This is a genomic window from Mycobacterium noviomagense (assembly GCF_010731635.1).
GTDB classification, from domain to species: Bacteria; Actinomycetota; Actinomycetes; order Mycobacteriales; family Mycobacteriaceae; genus Mycobacterium; species Mycobacterium noviomagense.
Genome location: NZ_AP022583.1, coordinates 1,380,559 through 1,396,704, shown reverse-complemented (window position 1 = coordinate 1,396,704; position 16,146 = coordinate 1,380,559). Strand labels below are relative to the sequence as shown.

General features: G+C 67.3%; 15 protein-coding genes and 1 tRNA gene. 10 read left to right on the top strand and 6 right to left on the bottom strand.

Annotation, left to right across the window (positions count from 1 at the left end):
* Positions 1-28 precede the first annotated feature (28 nt).
* On the top strand, positions 29-319 hold the full coding sequence (locus G6N15_RS23105; protein ID WP_269473744.1) for a TadE family type IV pilus minor pilin: 291 nt from the start codon (positions 29-31) through the stop codon (positions 317-319).
* The gene (locus G6N15_RS23100; RefSeq protein ID WP_308203551.1) at positions 282-698 is read left to right on the top strand and encodes an Rv3654c family TadE-like protein; all 417 of its coding nucleotides are present in this window, start codon (positions 282-284) and stop codon (positions 696-698) included. The genes G6N15_RS23105 and G6N15_RS23100 overlap by 38 nt, the downstream gene beginning before the upstream one ends.
* On the opposite strand, the gene G6N15_RS06575 is transcribed toward G6N15_RS23100, so the two are convergent.
* Complete coding sequence (locus tag G6N15_RS06575; RefSeq protein ID WP_083089253.1) at positions 669-1,703, bottom strand: PAS domain-containing protein; 1,035 nt, start codon at positions 1,701-1,703, stop codon at positions 669-671. The two genes, G6N15_RS23100 and G6N15_RS06575, sit on opposite strands and share 30 nt — an antisense overlap.
* 231 nt (positions 1,704-1,934) lie before the next feature.
* Entirely contained in the window at positions 1,935-4,304 is a 2,370-nt protein-coding gene (locus G6N15_RS06570) for a DEAD/DEAH box helicase (RefSeq protein ID WP_163747960.1), read from the bottom strand.
* A 284-nt stretch (positions 4,305-4,588) separates the two neighbouring features.
* Between G6N15_RS06570 and cspA the strand changes: the two genes are divergently transcribed.
* The 5 genes from cspA (at position 4,589) to G6N15_RS06545 (ending at position 9,114) form a co-directional block, all read left to right on the top strand.
* Positions 4,589-4,792, top strand: a complete 204-nt coding sequence (cspA, locus tag G6N15_RS06565) for a cold shock protein CspA (RefSeq protein ID WP_083088599.1) — start codon at positions 4,589-4,591, stop codon at positions 4,790-4,792.
* A gap of 161 nt (positions 4,793-4,953) precedes the next feature.
* Positions 4,954-5,532, top strand: a complete 579-nt coding sequence (locus tag G6N15_RS06560) for a hypothetical protein (RefSeq protein ID WP_083088598.1) — start codon at positions 4,954-4,956, stop codon at positions 5,530-5,532.
* Between the two features lie 214 nt (positions 5,533-5,746).
* Entirely contained in the window at positions 5,747-8,521 is a 2,775-nt protein-coding gene (gene topA, locus G6N15_RS06555; protein ID WP_083088597.1) for a type I DNA topoisomerase, read from the top strand.
* 199 nt (positions 8,522-8,720) lie between these two features.
* A complete protein-coding gene (locus G6N15_RS06550; protein ID WP_083088596.1) occupies positions 8,721-8,945 on the top strand; it encodes an ANTAR domain-containing protein in 225 nt (74 codons plus the stop codon).
* 16 nt (positions 8,946-8,961) lie between these two features.
* A complete protein-coding gene (locus tag G6N15_RS06545) occupies positions 8,962-9,114 on the top strand; it encodes a hypothetical protein (protein WP_163747958.1) in 153 nt (50 codons plus the stop codon).
* Positions 9,115-9,137: 23 nt separating this feature from the next.
* Here G6N15_RS06545 and G6N15_RS06540 read toward each other — a convergent pair whose 3' ends face one another.
* Positions 9,138-10,739, bottom strand: a complete 1,602-nt coding sequence (locus tag G6N15_RS06540) for an adenylate/guanylate cyclase domain-containing protein (protein WP_179961786.1) — start codon at positions 10,737-10,739, stop codon at positions 9,138-9,140.
* Positions 10,740-10,833: 94 nt separating this feature from the next.
* Here G6N15_RS06540 and G6N15_RS06535 point away from each other — a divergent pair, with 94 nt between their 5' ends.
* Both G6N15_RS06535 and G6N15_RS06530 read left to right on the top strand, forming a co-directional pair.
* A complete protein-coding gene (locus G6N15_RS06535; RefSeq protein WP_139797902.1) occupies positions 10,834-12,045 on the top strand; it encodes a DNA polymerase III subunit delta' in 1,212 nt (403 codons plus the stop codon).
* Between the two features lie 23 nt (positions 12,046-12,068).
* Positions 12,069-12,141, top strand: a tRNA-Thr gene (locus G6N15_RS06530).
* Between the two features lie 3 nt (positions 12,142-12,144).
* Here G6N15_RS06530 and G6N15_RS06525 read toward each other — a convergent pair.
* Positions 12,145-13,965 (bottom strand): hypothetical protein, encoded by a 1,821-nt coding sequence (locus G6N15_RS06525; protein WP_169922528.1) that lies wholly within the window; start codon positions 13,963-13,965, stop codon positions 12,145-12,147.
* Here G6N15_RS06525 and G6N15_RS06520 point away from each other — a divergent pair.
* Positions 13,931-14,875 (top strand): NAD-dependent epimerase/dehydratase family protein, encoded by a 945-nt coding sequence (locus tag G6N15_RS06520; protein WP_083088594.1) that lies wholly within the window; start codon positions 13,931-13,933, stop codon positions 14,873-14,875. The two genes, G6N15_RS06525 and G6N15_RS06520, sit on opposite strands and share 35 nt — an antisense overlap.
* A 10-nt stretch (positions 14,876-14,885) precedes the next feature.
* Here G6N15_RS06520 and G6N15_RS06515 read toward each other — a convergent pair whose 3' ends face one another.
* Complete coding sequence (locus G6N15_RS06515) at positions 14,886-15,488, bottom strand: RES family NAD+ phosphorylase (protein ID WP_083088593.1); 603 nt, start codon at positions 15,486-15,488, stop codon at positions 14,886-14,888.
* Positions 15,485-16,138: a hypothetical protein gene (locus tag G6N15_RS06510; protein ID WP_139797901.1), complete on the bottom strand. Its 654-nt coding sequence runs from the start codon at positions 16,136-16,138 to the stop codon at positions 15,485-15,487. Before G6N15_RS06510 ends, G6N15_RS06515 begins: the two co-directional genes overlap by 4 nt.
* Positions 16,139-16,146 lie beyond the last annotated feature (8 nt).

Here is a 16,146-nt window from a genome sequence, read left to right as displayed (position 1 = left end):
TGCCGGCGCGAGCAGCGTCGAGGCGGCTTTGGCGATCGCCTCACTGGTCGCGGTACTGGTGCTCTGCGTTGCCGGCCTCACCGCGGTGTCGATGCAGGTGCGTTGCATCGACGCCGCACGGGAGGCCGCGCGACTTGCCGCCCGCGGTGATAAGCGGGCCGCGCTCGACGTCGCTCATCGCATCGCACCACACGCGGCGCTGGTGCAGGTGCATCGCGACGGCGAATTCGTCGTCGCAACTGTCACCGCACGGTCGAAACTACTGCCTGCCTTGGCGATTGGTGCCGAAGGGATTTCAGCGGCGGAGGCGGCGGGCTGAGGACGGCGCCGCGACCGTGTTGGCGGCGGCGATGGTCGCTGTCTTGTTGTGCGTTACCGGCGGCGGGGTGTACCTCGGCTCAGCGGTGGTGGCGCGCCACCGCGCGCAAGCAGCGGCCGACCTGGCCGCGCTGAGTGCCGCAGCCCGGGTGCCGGCCGGAGTCGAGGCGGCATGCGCGCGGGCAAGCCTGCTCGTCCGAAGGATGCGAGCCGACCAAATCGATTGCTGGGTACAGGGTTTAGATGTCGTCGTCACCGTCGAAGTGGCGGTGGGCAAAGTCGGCAGGGCCACGGCAGCGGCTCGCGCAGGGCCCGTCGACATGCCCGGACGAAGCGCGCGGCCGGTGCTGTCAGCTGCTGCGCTTGCCGAAGCGGGATAGCCCCGTTTCGGCCAACTCGCGGTCGGTGGGCAATCGCAGCGAGATCAGCCCGGCGAACGTCTTTTCCTCGATTTCGACCCGGTTGACGGTCACATGCACCGGCACCCAGTTGCTGCTATGTCCCGGCAGACGCAACACCCGCGCGGTGGCGCCGTGAGCGAATTCGGTTGTCATCGAAGCCATTACCTGCTCGTCGTCGGGATGCACCCGCGGGGAGCTGGCCGTGCTGCGCCAATCGTAGAACGGGCAGGGCTCGTCGAGCCATTTGAGCAAAGTCCAGTTCTTCAGGTCGAACAGGGCGCGATGAACTCCCGGCTGCGCCAGCCCCTGCAAGATCTGCTGCGCGAGGTGGTCGCCGGACTCTGCGCCGCTTTCGGGGTCGGCACGCCAGTTCATCCCGCGAGCGATCAGGTGGTCGTGGCCGTCGGCCGCGGCTTCCAGCGCATTGCGTGCCACGAAGCCCACCCTGATCGGATTGCCCTGCCAATCGGTGCCTTCCCAGACGTTGCACAACGTCTGGCCCGCTCGTGCTTTGACCGCCAGCGCGAGAACCTTGCTCTCGTTGGGTTTGAGATCTCGCGACGGCCAATTCTCCGCGAACGTCCGGCCATGCGTCGGCTCGACGTCCGGGTTCTTGCCGATGTTGGTCAGCGACTCACGGGTGTCGGTGGCCACACCCAAAGTGAGGTCCCATTTCAGCGGGCCGGGGATCGGCCGCTCGGGTGGTTCAGCGTCGGTAGGGCCGCTCCAGACGTGCACACCGTGAACGCGGCCATCCGACATCACCACCGGCTCGGTGCGGATCACGCGGTTGCTCTTGGGCGTGATACTGGCCAGACGCTCGGCGCTTTGCACTGATTCGGCGATCGCTGTGCGGATCGCAGCGATGTGAGGATTGCGGCGCAAAAAAGCGGTAATCGGCACAAGATTTCTCAGGTGCGATCCCTGCGCGACGACGGCCGGTTCGTTGCCCAGTGTCTCAACGAGCAGCCAGTCCCTGGCCATATCGACGACTGTACCGCTGGTAGACAGCGGTATCGCACATCGTTGACGTCAGTCTAATGACTTTCCGGGTGCGGGATCCGGCCAGTGACTTGCGTATAGCGTGCCGGAAGGGTAGGTTCCTGCTGCACCCGAGCCGTCGGGATTGGGAACGGATCGCGTTGTCCGACCGTTCGTCCGCCGTGTCGCATGTTCGGCATGTCCGCAACCAGTGACGAAAGCGTTTGCTCACGGCTACCGCCATGCCCGTGGAAGTCGACCGTCGAGGGGTCGGTCGTCATCGCGAGTCAACGCGGCGACCACCAACCGCAACACGCGGATCGCACCCGGCTTGTCCAGCGGTTGGTTGCCGCTGCCGCATTTCGGCGACTGCACGCACGACGGGCAGCCGCTAGGGCATTCACACGCCTCGATAGCCTCGGCGGTCGCGCTGAGCCATGTGCTCGCTTGGCGAAAGCCCCGTTCGGCGAACCCGGCCCCGCCCGGATAGCCGTCGTAGACAAAAACACTGGGCAGCCCGGCCCACGGGTCGGGACCCACCGCGGCGGACAGCCCGCCGATGTCGCCTCGGTCGCAGCTGGCCACCAGCGGCAGCAGCCCGATCGCTGCGTGCTCGGCCGCGTGTAACGCGCCCGGGATACGCGGGCCATCGATGCCGTTGCGCGCCAAGGCCTCTGGGGTGATCGTGTACATCACCGCGGTCGTGGGCAGGGTGTGTGCGGGCATGTCGAGGTCGATGAAGTCGATGACTTCCCCGTTGAGCCGGCGGCGCAGGTAACCCACGACCTGGTTGGTGACCGTCACCGGCACCAACCCGAGCGTGACCGGCCCGAAGGTCATGCGCTCACCCTGACCGGTGACCGCGATGTCGGTGACTTCCCGCGCGAACGTCGCATATCCCGGGTCTTCGGCGTGGACGAAGGCGATCCCGCCCTCGACTTCGAGCGAATCGACGACGTAACTGTCGCCCTGGTGCAGATATACCGCTCCTGGATGCACCGACGCCGGGGCCTGACTGGTACCCGCGGTGCCGAGCAACCGCCCGGTGTCCGCCTCGACGATGACGACCTGGCCGTCCGTCGGCCCACGGATGTCGACCGCAGCGTGCGGGTCCAGTCCCGGCGCGGGGAAGTACTTGCCGTAGCGGTGCCGCAGCGTTCCGTCGTCGACGAGCTTGTCGGCCACCGTTTGGGCACCCAGCGCGCGGACTTCGCTTTCCTCTAGCGGTAGTTCGGTTGCTGCGCAAAGCAATTGGGAGCTGAGAATATACGGGTTGGCCGGATCGATCACCACCCGTTCGATCGGCTTGTCCAGCAGCGCCGACGGGTGGTGCACCAGGTACGTATCCAGCGGATCATCGCGGGCGACCAGCACGATCAGCGCGCCCTGGCCACGCCGTCCGGAGCGTCCGGCCTGCTGCCAGAAAGAGGCGACGGTGCCCGGGAAGCCGGCGAGCACCACCGCGTCGAGGCCCGCGATATCGATGCCCAACTCCAGCGCGTTGGTGGTGGCCATGCCGCGTAACCGGCCGGCGGCCAGCGCCTGCTCGAGCGCGCTGCGGTCCTCGGCGAGATAACCCGCCCGGTAGGACGCCACTTTCTCAGCCAGATCCGGGGCAATGTCTGCGAGCCGGGCCCGGGCGGCCAGGGCTGTCAATTCCGCCCCACGGCGCGATCGCACGAACGTCAGCGTCCGCGCCCCTTCGGCGACCAGGTCAGCCATGAGCCGCGCCGCCTCCGCGCCGGCGGAGCGGCGCACCGGGGCGCCGTTCTCACCGGTCAAATCGGGGCGCAACGCGGGTTCCCACAGCGCCACCGTGCGTGCCCCCTGAGGGGAGCCGTCGTCGGTGATCTCCTCGACCGGTTGGCCGATGAGCTCGGCGGCCGTCGCGCCGGGCGAAGCCGTCGTCGCGCTGGCGAAGATAAAGGTCGGCGCCGATCCGGAATGCGCGGAGTAGCGGGCACACAACCGCAGCAGGCGGCGCAACACCATCGCCACGTTGGAGCCGAAAATGCCGCGGTAGTAATGACATTCGTCAACCACCACGAACCGGAGCCCGCGCAGCAACACCGCCCAGCGGGCGTGGTTGCGCAATATCGACAAGTGAACCATGTCGGGGTTGGAAAACAGCCATCGTGAGCGCTCCCGTGCGAAGCGGCGCACCTCCGCGGGACTGTCGCCGTCGTAGGCGGTAGGAGCGACGTCATCCAATCGCTGGATCGCCCCGGTCAATGCGTGCGCGGCACGCAACTGGTCGTGGCCGAGCGCTTTCGTCGGCGACAGGTACAGCACCCGAGCTCGTGGGTCGCTCAACAGCGCGTTGAGGATGGGAAGCTGATAGGCCAGCGATTTGCCGGAGGCGGTGCCAGTGCTGACCACCACGTGGCGGCCCGCGTGCGCCAGTTCCGCGGCGCGATACTGGTGCGCCCACGGCACGCTGATGCCGCGATCGTTGAACGCGCGAATCACGTCCGGCTGCGCCCATGCCGGCCAGCTGTGAGGTAGGCCGCTCTGAGCTGGTAGCTCGGCGACATGGCGCAGCGGGTGCTCGCCCGGCTCGACGCCGGCGACTACGGCGGCGAGCAGTTCGCTGCCGAACGTCACGTGTTTCTCCTCGGACTACGTCTCAACAGCATTGTTCACCACCCGGTTGGGCGAATTGATCAACAGAAGCTGTCGCTGGAGCGACGAACATGGTTGACTGTTGGCGGTCGCAGCTTCTGTGTACGTGTCAAACATTCGCAGGATCGACGTTGCGGCCGCGGTTCCTGCGAGGGTGTAGGTCGGGTGAAGTTCCGAGCGACTCCGAGAGGTATGGCGGTCACAGCAGGCCACGGGACACCGAAAAACGGTGTACCGCACCCAAGAAGAGAAGGAAAGATCAAGAAATGCCACAGGGAACTGTGAAGTGGTTCAACGCGGAGAAGGGATTCGGCTTCATTGCCCCCGAGGACGGTTCGGCCGACGTGTTCGTCCACTACACGGAAATCCAGGGAACGGGCTTCCGGACGCTTGAGGAGAATCAGCGAGTCGAATTCGAGGTCGGCCAAAGCCCCAAGGGGCCGCAAGCCACCGGCGTCCGCTCCATCTAAGGGAAAGTTCTCGCAGACCCCCGGCCAAGTCCGCTAACCGGACGTAGCCGGGGGTTTCTCGCTGCCCGCGCGGTGCTGGGCCTTATCTGGCCCGCAATTCGCATGCGACGCATTGCGCTGCTGCGGCGCTCGTCGTCGCCGGACGGCTTACTGTCGGTGACGTGAGCCAGCTGTCCTTCTTCTCGGCGGAGTCGGTGCCCCCTGCGGTCGCCGACCTCACCGGGGTGCTGGCAGCTTCGGGTCAGATCGTGGTGGTCGGCTCCGGTGCGCGGCTGTCGGTCGTGGTGGACCAACTCTGGCGTGCGGTCGCGCTGGCCGAGATGATCGACGAAGCCGGCTTGGCGGCGGAAATCACCCGCACCGACGAGGACACCCCGCTGGTGCGGACGGCAGTCGACCCGCGCCTGCGGGCCATCGCCGCTGACTGGACCCGCGGGGCAGTCAAGACCGTGCCGCCGGTGTGGTTGCCCGGACCCCGGGAGCTGCGGGCATGGACGCTGGCGGCCGGCAGCCCGGAGGCTGACCGCTACCTGCTCGGACTGGACCCGCACGCGCCCGACACCCATTCGCCACTCGCGTCGGCGCTGATGCGGGTCGGAATCGCGCCGACACTGATCGGAACCCGCGGCAGCCGGCCGGCGTTGCGGATCACTGGCCGGCGGCGGCTATCGCGGCTTGTGGAAAACGTCGGGGAACCGCCTGACGACCCCCAGGCGTTGTCGCATTGGCCTCGCATTTAGCCAGCGGCATCGGGAGCCGCTCAGCGGCCTGTGGGGGAGCCGGGCAAAAGGGGGTATACGGGTAGGCCAAAGCACCAGCGCCGGGGAGTCGGTTTGCGTCCGCTGGCCGCGGGTGCCACATTGTCAGTTGTCCTAAGGGTTGAGGGACAGGTTCCCACGACGGCCGACTGCTCGATCTGCAGGACCAGGAACGACAGATGGAGCGTAAGCACAGTTGGCTAATGGCGGCCGTAGCAACGGCAGAAATGGAAGCGCGCGGCGACTCGTCATCGTGGAGTCGCCCACCAAAGCGCGCAAACTAGCCGGCTACCTGGGCTCCGACTACATCGTCGAGTCCTCTCGGGGTCATATCCGCGACCTGCCGCGCGCCGCCGCGGACGTGCCCGCAAAGTACAAATCCGAGCCGTGGGCGCGGCTGGGCGTCAACGTCGATGCCGACTTCGAACCGCTGTACATCATCAGTCCCGACAAGAAGAGCACCGTCAACGAGCTCAAGGCCCGGCTCAAAGACGCCGACGAGCTGTATCTGGCCACCGACGGCGACCGCGAAGGCGAAGCCATCGCCTGGCACCTGCTGGAAACGCTGAAGCCGCGCATACCGGTCAAACGGATGGTGTTCCACGAGATCACCGAACCTGCCATCCGCGCCGCCGCCGAACACCCGCGCGACTTGGACAACGACTTGGTCGACGCCCAGGAGACCCGCCGCATCCTCGACCGGCTGTACGGCTACGAAGTCAGCCCGGTGCTTTGGAAGAAGGTCGCGCCCAAGCTGTCGGCGGGTCGCGTGCAGTCGGTGGCCACCCGCATCATCGTGCAGCGCGAACGCGAGCGGATGGCGTTCCGCAGCGCCGAATACTGGGACGTCATCGCCGAGCTGGACGCCAGCGTCTCCGACCCCAGGGCGGCCCCGCCTACCTTCACCGCCCGGCTGACCAGCGTCGACAGCCTGCGCGTTGCCACCGGACGTGATTTCGACTCGCTGGGCGCGCTGCGCAAACCCGACGAAGTGCTCGTCCTGAACCAGACCAGCGCCGGCGCGATCGCCGACGGGTTGCGCGGCGGGCAGCTGACCGTAGCGTCGGTGGAGGAGAAGCCCTACACCCGCAAACCGTATCCGCCGTTCATGACCTCGACGCTGCAGCAGGAGGCGGGCCGCAAGCTGCGGTTCTCCGCAGAACGGACGATGAGCGTCGCACAGCGGCTCTACGAGAACGGCTACATCACTTATATGCGTACCGACTCCACCACGCTGTCGGAGTCGGCGATCAACGCCGCACGCACCCAGGCACGGCAGCTCTACGGCGAGGAGTACGTCTCGCCGTCACCGCGGCAGTACACCCGCAAGGTCAAAAACGCCCAGGAGGCGCACGAGGCGATCCGACCCGCCGGTGAGACGTTCGCCACACCGGACGCGGTGCGTCGTGAGCTCAACGGTGACGACTTCCGGCTCTACGAGCTGATCTGGCAGCGCACGGTGGCGTCGCAGATGGCCGACGCGCGGGGCACCACGCTGAGCCTGCGCATCACCGGCCACTCGGGCGATCGGCAGGTGGTGTTCTCGGCGAGCGGGCGAACCATTACCTTCCCCGGCTTCTTGAAGGCCTACGTGGAAACGGTCGACGAGCTGGCCGGCGGTGAGGCCGACGACGCCGAGAGGCGGCTGCCGCACCTCTCCGAAGGCCAGCGGCTCGACGCCACCGAGGTGACCCCGGATCAGCACGCCACCAACCCGCCTCCCCGCTACACCGAGGCGTCGCTGGTGCGAGCGCTCGAAGAGCTGGGCATCGGGCGCCCGTCGACGTATTCGTCGATCATCAAGACCATCCAGGACCGCGGATACGTGCACAAGAAGGGCAGCGCGCTGGTCCCGTCGTGGGTCGCGTTCGCCGTCACCGGTCTACTGGAACAGCATTTCAGCCGGCTCGTCGACTACGACTTCACCGCGGCCATGGAAGACGAGCTCGACGCGATCGCGTCCGGCAACGAGCAGCGCACCACCTGGCTCAACCACTTCTACTTCGGCGGCGACCACGGTGTGCCGGAATCGGTAGCGCGTTCCGGCGGGCTGAAGAAGCTCGTCGGCGTCAACCTCGAAGGCATCGACGCGCGAGAAGTCAACTCGATCAAGTTGTTCGACGATGCGCAAGGCCGTCCCATCTCCGTGCGGGTGGGTAAGAACGGGGCCTACCTGGAACGCATGGTGGTCGGTGAGGACGGTGAGCTCACCCCGCAGCGGGCCAACCTCAACGGCACCCTGACCCCCGACGAGCTGACCCTCGAGAAGGCCGAGGAGCTGTTCGCGACTCCTCAAGAGGGCCGGGTGCTGGGTGTGGATCCGCAGACCGGTCATGAGATCGTCGCCAAGGACGGCCGGTACGGGCCTTACGTCACCGAGATTTTGCCCGAGCCGCCCGACGACGACGGTGCTGGGGCCAAAAAGGGCCGCAAACCCACCGGTCCCAAGCCGCGGACCGCTTCGCTGCTGCGCAGCATGGATTTGCAGACCGTGACCCTCGAGGACGCGCTGAAACTGCTGTCGCTGCCAAGGGTGGTCGGTGTCGACCCACAGACGGGCGAGGAGATCACCGCACAGAACGGCCGCTACGGCCCATACCTCAAGCGCGGCAACGACTCTCGCTCGCTGGCGACGGAAGATCAGATTTTCACCATCACGCTGGACGAAGCGCTGAAAATCTACGCCGAGCCCAAACGCCGTGGCCGCCAAAGCGCTTCGGCGCCGCCGCTGCGCGAACTGGGAACCGACCCCGCGTCGGGCCGGCAGATGGTGGTCAAGGACGGTCGGTTCGGGCCATATGTCACCGACGGCGAGACCAACGCCAGCCTGCGCAAGGGCGACGACGTGTTGTCGCTCACCGACGAGCGCGCCGCCGAGCTGCTCGCCGACCGGCGGGCCCGCGGGCCGGTGAAGCGGACAGCCAAGCGGACCACCCGCAAGGCCCCGGCGAAGAAAGCGGCCAAGCGATAGCTCGCTTCTGAGCGGGTGTTGATGCGTCTTTGCCCGGCTACCACGATGGAGCTGTGCCGTTTCAAGTCAGCGCCGAGGACCATGGCAACGCCGTCTGCGTGCACGTCACTGGTGACCTCGACGAGACCACCGCGCCCCAACCGTCGGCGGCGGTTGCTGAGCTGCTGGCTACTCGCCGGCCCGAGTTGCCTACCCCACCGTGGCGGCGGCGTTGGCTTCCAGCTCCGGAAGCGAGGACGTCGGGCAGTTGCGCGAGGAGATCGCGCAGTTGCGCGAGCAGCTCGTCCAGCGCCAGCAGCAGTTGGAGGGTATGCGGGTGATCGAAGAGGCCAAGGGCATGCTGATGCAGGACTTCGATCTGAACGCCGAGCAGGCGTTCGGTGTCCTGAAGAAGCTGTCAGCAGACCAATGTCAAGTTGCGTGAGCTGGCCATCCGCATCGTGAGCCAACTGTCTGGCACCGTCTCCGCGGAAACCGCAGAAGCCAGCTATGCCACCATTACGGCGCTGCGCGACCAGCTGCGCGAGGGCTTCGATTCGGACGGGCAGGCCCGGCCCACGTCATTGCCTCCCCAGCAGCAGTGGCCGGCTTGACCGACAGTGGTCCGTTCAGCGGGTTAGCCGCTGTGCAGCGAGGTTTCCTCGCTGGAAACCTCTTCGGGCGCAGCGAGGTTCATCGGCCGGGCGAGTTGGGTGGGCGCGGTGCGTCCGCGCAACTCGACCACCTCGCCGACATCCCAGCACAAGGCTTCGGCGTCCAGGGCGCCGCTGACGGCGATCGCCGACGCCAGCACGTGACCCTCCTCGAGCTTCGCCAGCTCGGTGAGCCGGGCTGCCTCGTTGACCGGGTCGCCAATCACGGTGTATTCGAAGCGGGCCTGCGCGCCGATGTGGCCGGCGATGGCCCGGCCGGCCGACACCCCGATGCCGAATTCCAGCGAACCCAGCACCGGCAGCAGCGCGTCGTGCAGTTCGCGGGCGGCTGCCAGCGCCCCGCCGGATGCGTCGGGGTGCTCGATCGGGGCGCCGAAGATCGCCAGCGCCGCGTCACCCTGGAACTTGTTGACGAAACCGCCGTGGCGGCCGACGGTTTCGACGACCACCCGGAAGAACTCGTTGAGCAGGTTGACGACTTCGCTCGGCGGGCGGGTGGCGGCCAGGTGCGTCGAGCCGACCATGTCGACGAACAGCACGGCGACGTCGCGTTCCTGGCCGCCCAGCTCGGTGCCGCGCTCCAAAGCGCGGCGGGCGACGTCTTCGCCGACGTAGCGGCCGAACAGGTCGCGCAGCCGTTGCCGTTCGGCCAGGTCGCGCACCATGTCGTTGAACCCGGCCTGCAGCATGCCCAGCTCGCTGGCGTCGTAGATCTGCATGTGCGCGTTGTAGTTACCGCGCTGCACCTCGCCGAGCGCCCAGCGCAGCTGACGCAGCGGATCAGCGATCGACATGGCCACCAGCAAGGTGCTGGCCGCTCCGATGAACAACGCGAGCAACGCCATCAGCAGGATCGGGTTGAGCAGCTTTTCGGGTGGCCCATGTAGGAAGGCGGCTTTGTCGGCCACCACCGCCAGCACGATCGCCAGCAGCGGTACCCCGGTGGACAGCGCCCACGTCAGTAATTGCCGCAGGATCACGCCGGGTGCCCGCACGTTCTCCGGTAGGCCGCCGCGCAGCGCGGCCACCGCCACCGGTCGCAGCACCCGCTCGGCCTGCAGGTAGCCGATGATCGCGGTGGCGGCAGCGCCCAGGGCGACGGCGACGCCCACCACCGGTGCGAGGTGGCTGGTCTTTCGCCAGCTGGCGACGATGAACACCACACCGCCGACGCACCAGTAGCACATGCTGATCAGCACGCGGTAGAACGGCATTTGCAGCGCGCGGCGGCGGGCAAGTTCGGTAGCGGCAGGGTCGTCCTCGGCGAGCAGGCCGTCGCGGCGCTGCCAGCGGAAAACCGGGACCAGCAGTCGCACACTCACCGAAAACCCGGTTCCGACGAGCAGGACCAGTGCGATTGCGAAGAGCAGCAAATTGGTGCGGGGCAGGTCTTGCAGCTCGATGCGGTCCTCGGGCGGCAAGCCGTAGCGCAGGAACCCGAGCACGAGCAGCGCCCCGATGATGTCGGCCTGCAGCATACTCAGCGTGAGCAGCGGCCACGGCGTACGCGCCAGCCAGCGGATGAACGCGCTGATCCGCCCGCGCTGTGCCAATGCTGTGCTCACGGACCAACCGTATCCGGCGGTGGGGTCTTAGCGGCAACCGAAAAACACGTCGCGTCGCGGGTGGTGTCGGCGGTGACCAGTACTGTTGCCGGTGATGCCCGGGGTTTTTGCGCGGTTGGTGGGCCAGCAGGCCGTGGAAGCCGAGCTGGTGGCCGCCGCTGAGGCAGCGCGCGGTGATTCGGCTCACAAGGCGGCCATGTCGCACGCCTGGCTCATCACCGGCCCGCCCGGCTCGGGGCGTTCGGTGGCGGCGCTGTGCTTCGCGGCCGCGCTGCAGTGCACCTCCGACGGTGTTCCGGGCTGCGGACAGTGCCGGGCATGCACGACGACGATGGCCGGCACCCACGCCGACGTGCGGCGCGTGATCCCCGAAGGCCTGTCGATCGGCGTGGACGAGATGCGGGCCATCGTGCAGATCGCCTCGCGGCGCCCCAGCACCGGGCGATGGCAGATCGTGCTGATCGAAGACGCCGACCGGCTGACCGAAGGGGCGGCCAACGCGCTGCTGAAGGTGGTCGAGGAGCCGCCGCCGTCGACGGTGTTTCTGCTGTGCGCGCCGTCGGTGGATCCCGAGGACATCGCGATCACGCTGCGTTCCCGGTGCCGTCACGTCGCGCTGGTGACCCCGTCGGCCGAGGCGATCGCGCGGGTGCTGGTGAACGGCGACGGGCTGGACGCCGACACCGCCACCTGGGCGGCGTCGGTCAGCGGCGGCCATGTGGGGCGCGCGCGCCGACTGGCCACCGATCCGGAGGCGCGGCAACGGCGGCAGCGCGCGCTGGAGCTGGCCCGCGACGCGGCGACGCCATCGCGGGCCTACGCCGCCGCCGAAGAGCTGGTGGCCGCCGCCGAAGCCGAGGCCTACGAGCTGACCGCCGGGCGCGCCGAGGCGGAGACCGAGGAGCTGCGGACCGCGCTGGGCGCGGGAGGCACCGGCAAAGGCACCGCGGCCGCCTTGCGGGGCGCGACGGGTGCGATCAGAGACCTTGAGCGACGCCAGAAATCACGCCAAACCCGAGCGTCGCGAGATGCGCTGGACCGGGCGCTGATCGACCTGGCGACGTACTTCCGGGACGCGCTGATGGTTGCCGCCGGCGCGGAGAGCGTGCGGGCCAACCACCCTGACATGGCCGACCGGGCTGCCGCGATGGCCGCGCACGCATCCCCTGAGCGGCTGCTGCGTTGCATCGAGGCGGTGCTCGAATGCCGCGAAGCCTTGGCGGTCAACGTCAAACCCAAATTTGCCGTCGACGCCATGGTCGCCACGATCGGGCAGCAGTTGGGCCGATCCGCAGCCCTGCCGTAGACTCGTGCCGCCCGGCAGGGCATGCCACCTTAGCTCAGTCGGCAGAGCGGCTCACTCGTAATGAGCAGGTCAGGAGTTCGATTCTCCTAGGTGGCTCCGTTATCGCGGCACCACGTAGCCCACCGGCCCGGCTGCAATGCACACCGCCAGCGCAGCGGTGTCGGCCCGCGCGGTGATCGCATTACCCGCGCCCGGCAGCCGGACGTAGACCCGGTTCAGCCCCGGATGCACAGGCACCTTGACGTCGGGGCCCTCCGACAGCGACAAAGTGAGCGAGCCGTCGCTGTTGGCCAGGTAGTTGATCTCAGTGGTCCACTCCGCGGGCAGCAACGGCCCGTCGAGAGCCAGGTGCGCCGGCCGGTCGGGCTGCGCGAAGTATCCGCACTGCGGCATCGGCCCCGGCACGATAGTCCGCACCCACGCCACCCGCGCGTCGACCAGCCGCCCGGAGCTGTCGAGCATCCGCAATTGCGTTGTTGCCGAGGCGAACTCGGGGCGATCCCGCAGCAACGCGAACATGTGGCTGGCCAAATTCTCCGGCCAGGCCACCCGCTGCAACACCAACGGATCGACCTCTTGGTCGAGCAGCGGCGCGGACGACGCCGCACGCGCAGCGGCCAAACTGACGCGCGCATGCTCCAGATACGGCTGAGCGGGATTGTCGCGCCAGGAGCGCAGGAACGTCGTCGTGGAATACAGGCTGCTGGCAACGAATGCGGCCGCCAAACCCGTCGCCACCACGGCGCGCGCCGGTGAGGCATCCAGCCACCGAGACGACGGTCGATTCGGCGCGCAGAACCCGACGGCGGCCAGCAGTGCCAGCACGACAACCAGGTCGGGGAAGTAGCGCAGCGTCTGGGCCAGCTCCAAGGCGGTGAAGCGCGACGAGCGCATCAGATAGATCGGCACCTGGCACGCCACCGCGTAGCCGGCCGCGGTCAGCCACACCAGCCCGATGCGCTGCTTGCGCAGCAGCGACACCACCAGCGCGCCGAGCAGTACCAGCCAGCCAAGCACCCGTACCGCCAGCGGCGGCGTGGCCCACGGCGAGGCTGGGGCCCAGCGGTCCCAGTGCCACGGCCCACCGGCCAGACCGGGCACGATGCCATGTGTGATCGAGCGACGCAGCAGATCACCGGTCATCGACAGGTCGGTGCTCCACCGCTTCTGGTCCACCACAGCCAGGTACATCAGGACCCAGGCGGCGGTCAGCGACAGCGCTGCCGTCCACAACCGAAAACCGTTGCGCCACACCGTCGCCATCGGGACCTTCTGACCCTGCACGTTGCACAGCAGCGCGGCGACCGCGAACGCGACGAACGGGATCACCGCGGCTTTCTCGAAGAACAGCAGGCCGGCGAAATAGACCACCACACCGGTGACCGCGTAACGCTGATTGTCGGTGCGTATCAGCAGGATCGCGTCGGCGCACACCCACGCCAGCGCGGCCAGCATCGGCAAGGAGTTCAGCGCCGCGGCCCACCACGCGAAACCGGGAACCCCGAGCGGAGTGAACAGCGCGAAAGTCAGCGGGATCAGCAGCACCGGCCGCCAGCCGAGGATCACATGCAGCGCACGCAGCAACGCCAGGAAGGCCAGCAGTTGTAGGACCACCAGGCTGATCGCCGGCCCGATCCAGTTCAGCGGCGCCAGCCGGGTGATCGCTCCGGCTATCAGGTACGCACCCGGCATGACGTGGCCGTCGTGGTCGTCGAACAGATACGACGACGCCAGCAGATTATGGGTGCCTGCCCGGCCGACGAGAATCAGGTCGTCCCAGTAGAAGTAGCCACCGAATGCCAGCACCGCGCGGATCGCCAGCGCAATGGCTATCAGCGCGGCGGCGGCCAGCGCGACCCGGGGTGCCCGTCGGTATGGTGGGCCGGTGCGTGCACTGGTCACCGGGGCGGCCGGATTCATCGGCTCGACGCTAGTCGACTGCCTGATAGCCGACGGCCACACAGTGGTCGGGCTGGACAATTTCGCCACCGGCCGCGCGACCAACATCGAACACTTGGCGGGCATTGCCGAGTTCGTCTTCGTCGAGGCCGACATCGTCACCGCGGACTTGCACGCCATCTTCGACGAGCATCGCCCCGAGGTGGTGTTCCACCTGGCGGCGCAGATCGACGTGCGGCATTCGGTGGCCAACCCGGAGTTCGACGCCTCGGTCAACGTCCTCGGGACCATCCGGCTCGCCGAAGCGGCGCGGCGCACCGGCGTTCGCAAGATCGTCAATACCTCCTCGGGCGGATCGATCTACGGGACTCCGCCGATCTACCCGACCAGCGAAGAGGTGCCCACGGACCCGGCGTCGCCGTATGCCGCGGGCAAGGTGGCCGCGGAGATCTACCTCAACACGTTCCGGAACCTCTACGGCCTGGAGTGCTCGCATATCGCGCCGACGAATGTGTATGGGCCGCGCCAGGATCCGCACGGGGAGGCCGGCGTCGTCGCGATCTTCGCGGAGGCGCTGCTGTGCGGTAAGCCCACCAAGGTCTTCGGCGACGGCAGCAACACCCGTGACTATGTCTACGTCGACGACGTGGTGGATGCGTTCGTCAAAGCGGCCGGACCGGTGGGCGGCGGCATGCGATTCAACGTCGGCACCAGCGTGGAAACCTCGGACCGCCAACTACATTCGGCAGTCGCGGCAGCGGTCGGTGGACCCGATGAACCGGAGTTTCACCCTCCGCGGCTGGGCGACTTACGACGCTCGTGCCTCGATATCGGTAGGGCCCAAAAGGTTTTGGACTGGTCTCCGCAAGTTGAACTGCAGGAGGGCGTGCGCCGCACCGTCGAGTACTTCCGGAAAGTACACGGCGTCTAGCGCTGCTTGCCTACCAACGTGTCGCCGTCGGATCGTCGAACAGGTCGTACTTACCCGTTGCTTTCCACTGGTCAAGCGCATTGTGCGCAGTTCCAAACCAGCGGACGTATGGCACTACCTCGGCCGCGGGACGCGCTCCGTCAGTAATGTGCCCAGTCGGGACTTCTTCTACCGTCAGCGGTTTACTAAGAAACGGATTCAGTACCCGAACTCCAAACAAGACCAGATCGTAGGTTCCCGGTAGCGCGGCGGATGGCACGATCATCGCGGTTGCTCCGCTGTCTCTGACGATTTCGGCCAACTCCTGCGTCGGGGTGTAATCGTCGCCCACAAGCTCGTCAGGGGTCAGGCCATAGTGGTGGCACTCGTCGAAGTCGACCCGAACCACGTCGTCGAGATCGACGAGCGCGGTCCATAGGTTCAAGACGATGTCGTCTGGATCACCCGTCGGGCCGATGTCGTGCTGAAGCATTTCGGCGGCCGGGCCGAGCGGGTGCAGACTCAGATACTGGACGGTGTCGCTTCTGGCGCGGTGGAAACGCCCGGAACGCGAGCTCGGAAATGCCCACCACGGCGAGTCGTAGGACGCATGCCGAAATCCAATCAGCCTCATGCCGTCATAGCACGAGTCGCCACCGCAGCGTCGAGGAGCGCGGGGTAGGACAGCGGGTCGTCAAGCATGTCAACCGGGCGCTGTCTGAGTGCTGGATGCTCGCGGTTGAACCAGGCGACGACTCCGGGTCCCGTCAATGAGTGGCGCAACTGGTTCACAACTTGCCCGACAATGCGGATACGCGCGGAGTCACCCGCCGTCGGCTCTGGCCCGTCCGGAGCAAGCCAGCGCTGTAGCTGGCGAACCGAAACCCCGATCAGGCCTGCCAGTGACTTCTGCGGAGCAGCAAGGATATCGGCGGTTCTGGCAAGCACGTCGCGCACCGGGGCGTCATCATTGTACGGCCGATTTTCGACGATATCACGCAATGCGTGCCGGAATTGCTCGAGCGACATGCGCACATCGCGGCGCCGCTGTGCGTCGTTGTCATGACGGAGCGCTTTCTCAGCGCGAAAAGCCGCTGCCCACAAGGTCGTGGTGAGGTAGGGGTCAGCCTTCAGACGCAGTGGCGCCGCGGCGCCGAGTGTCGCCTCGAAGCTATCGATGAGGTGGATAACCTCGTTGGGAACCGTTGTGGACCGCTGCAACAGCTTCGTCGCGTCATTCACCCGGTGAAGGAGCGCGTCAAGCTCAGTAACTGTCGTAGACATGTCATCAT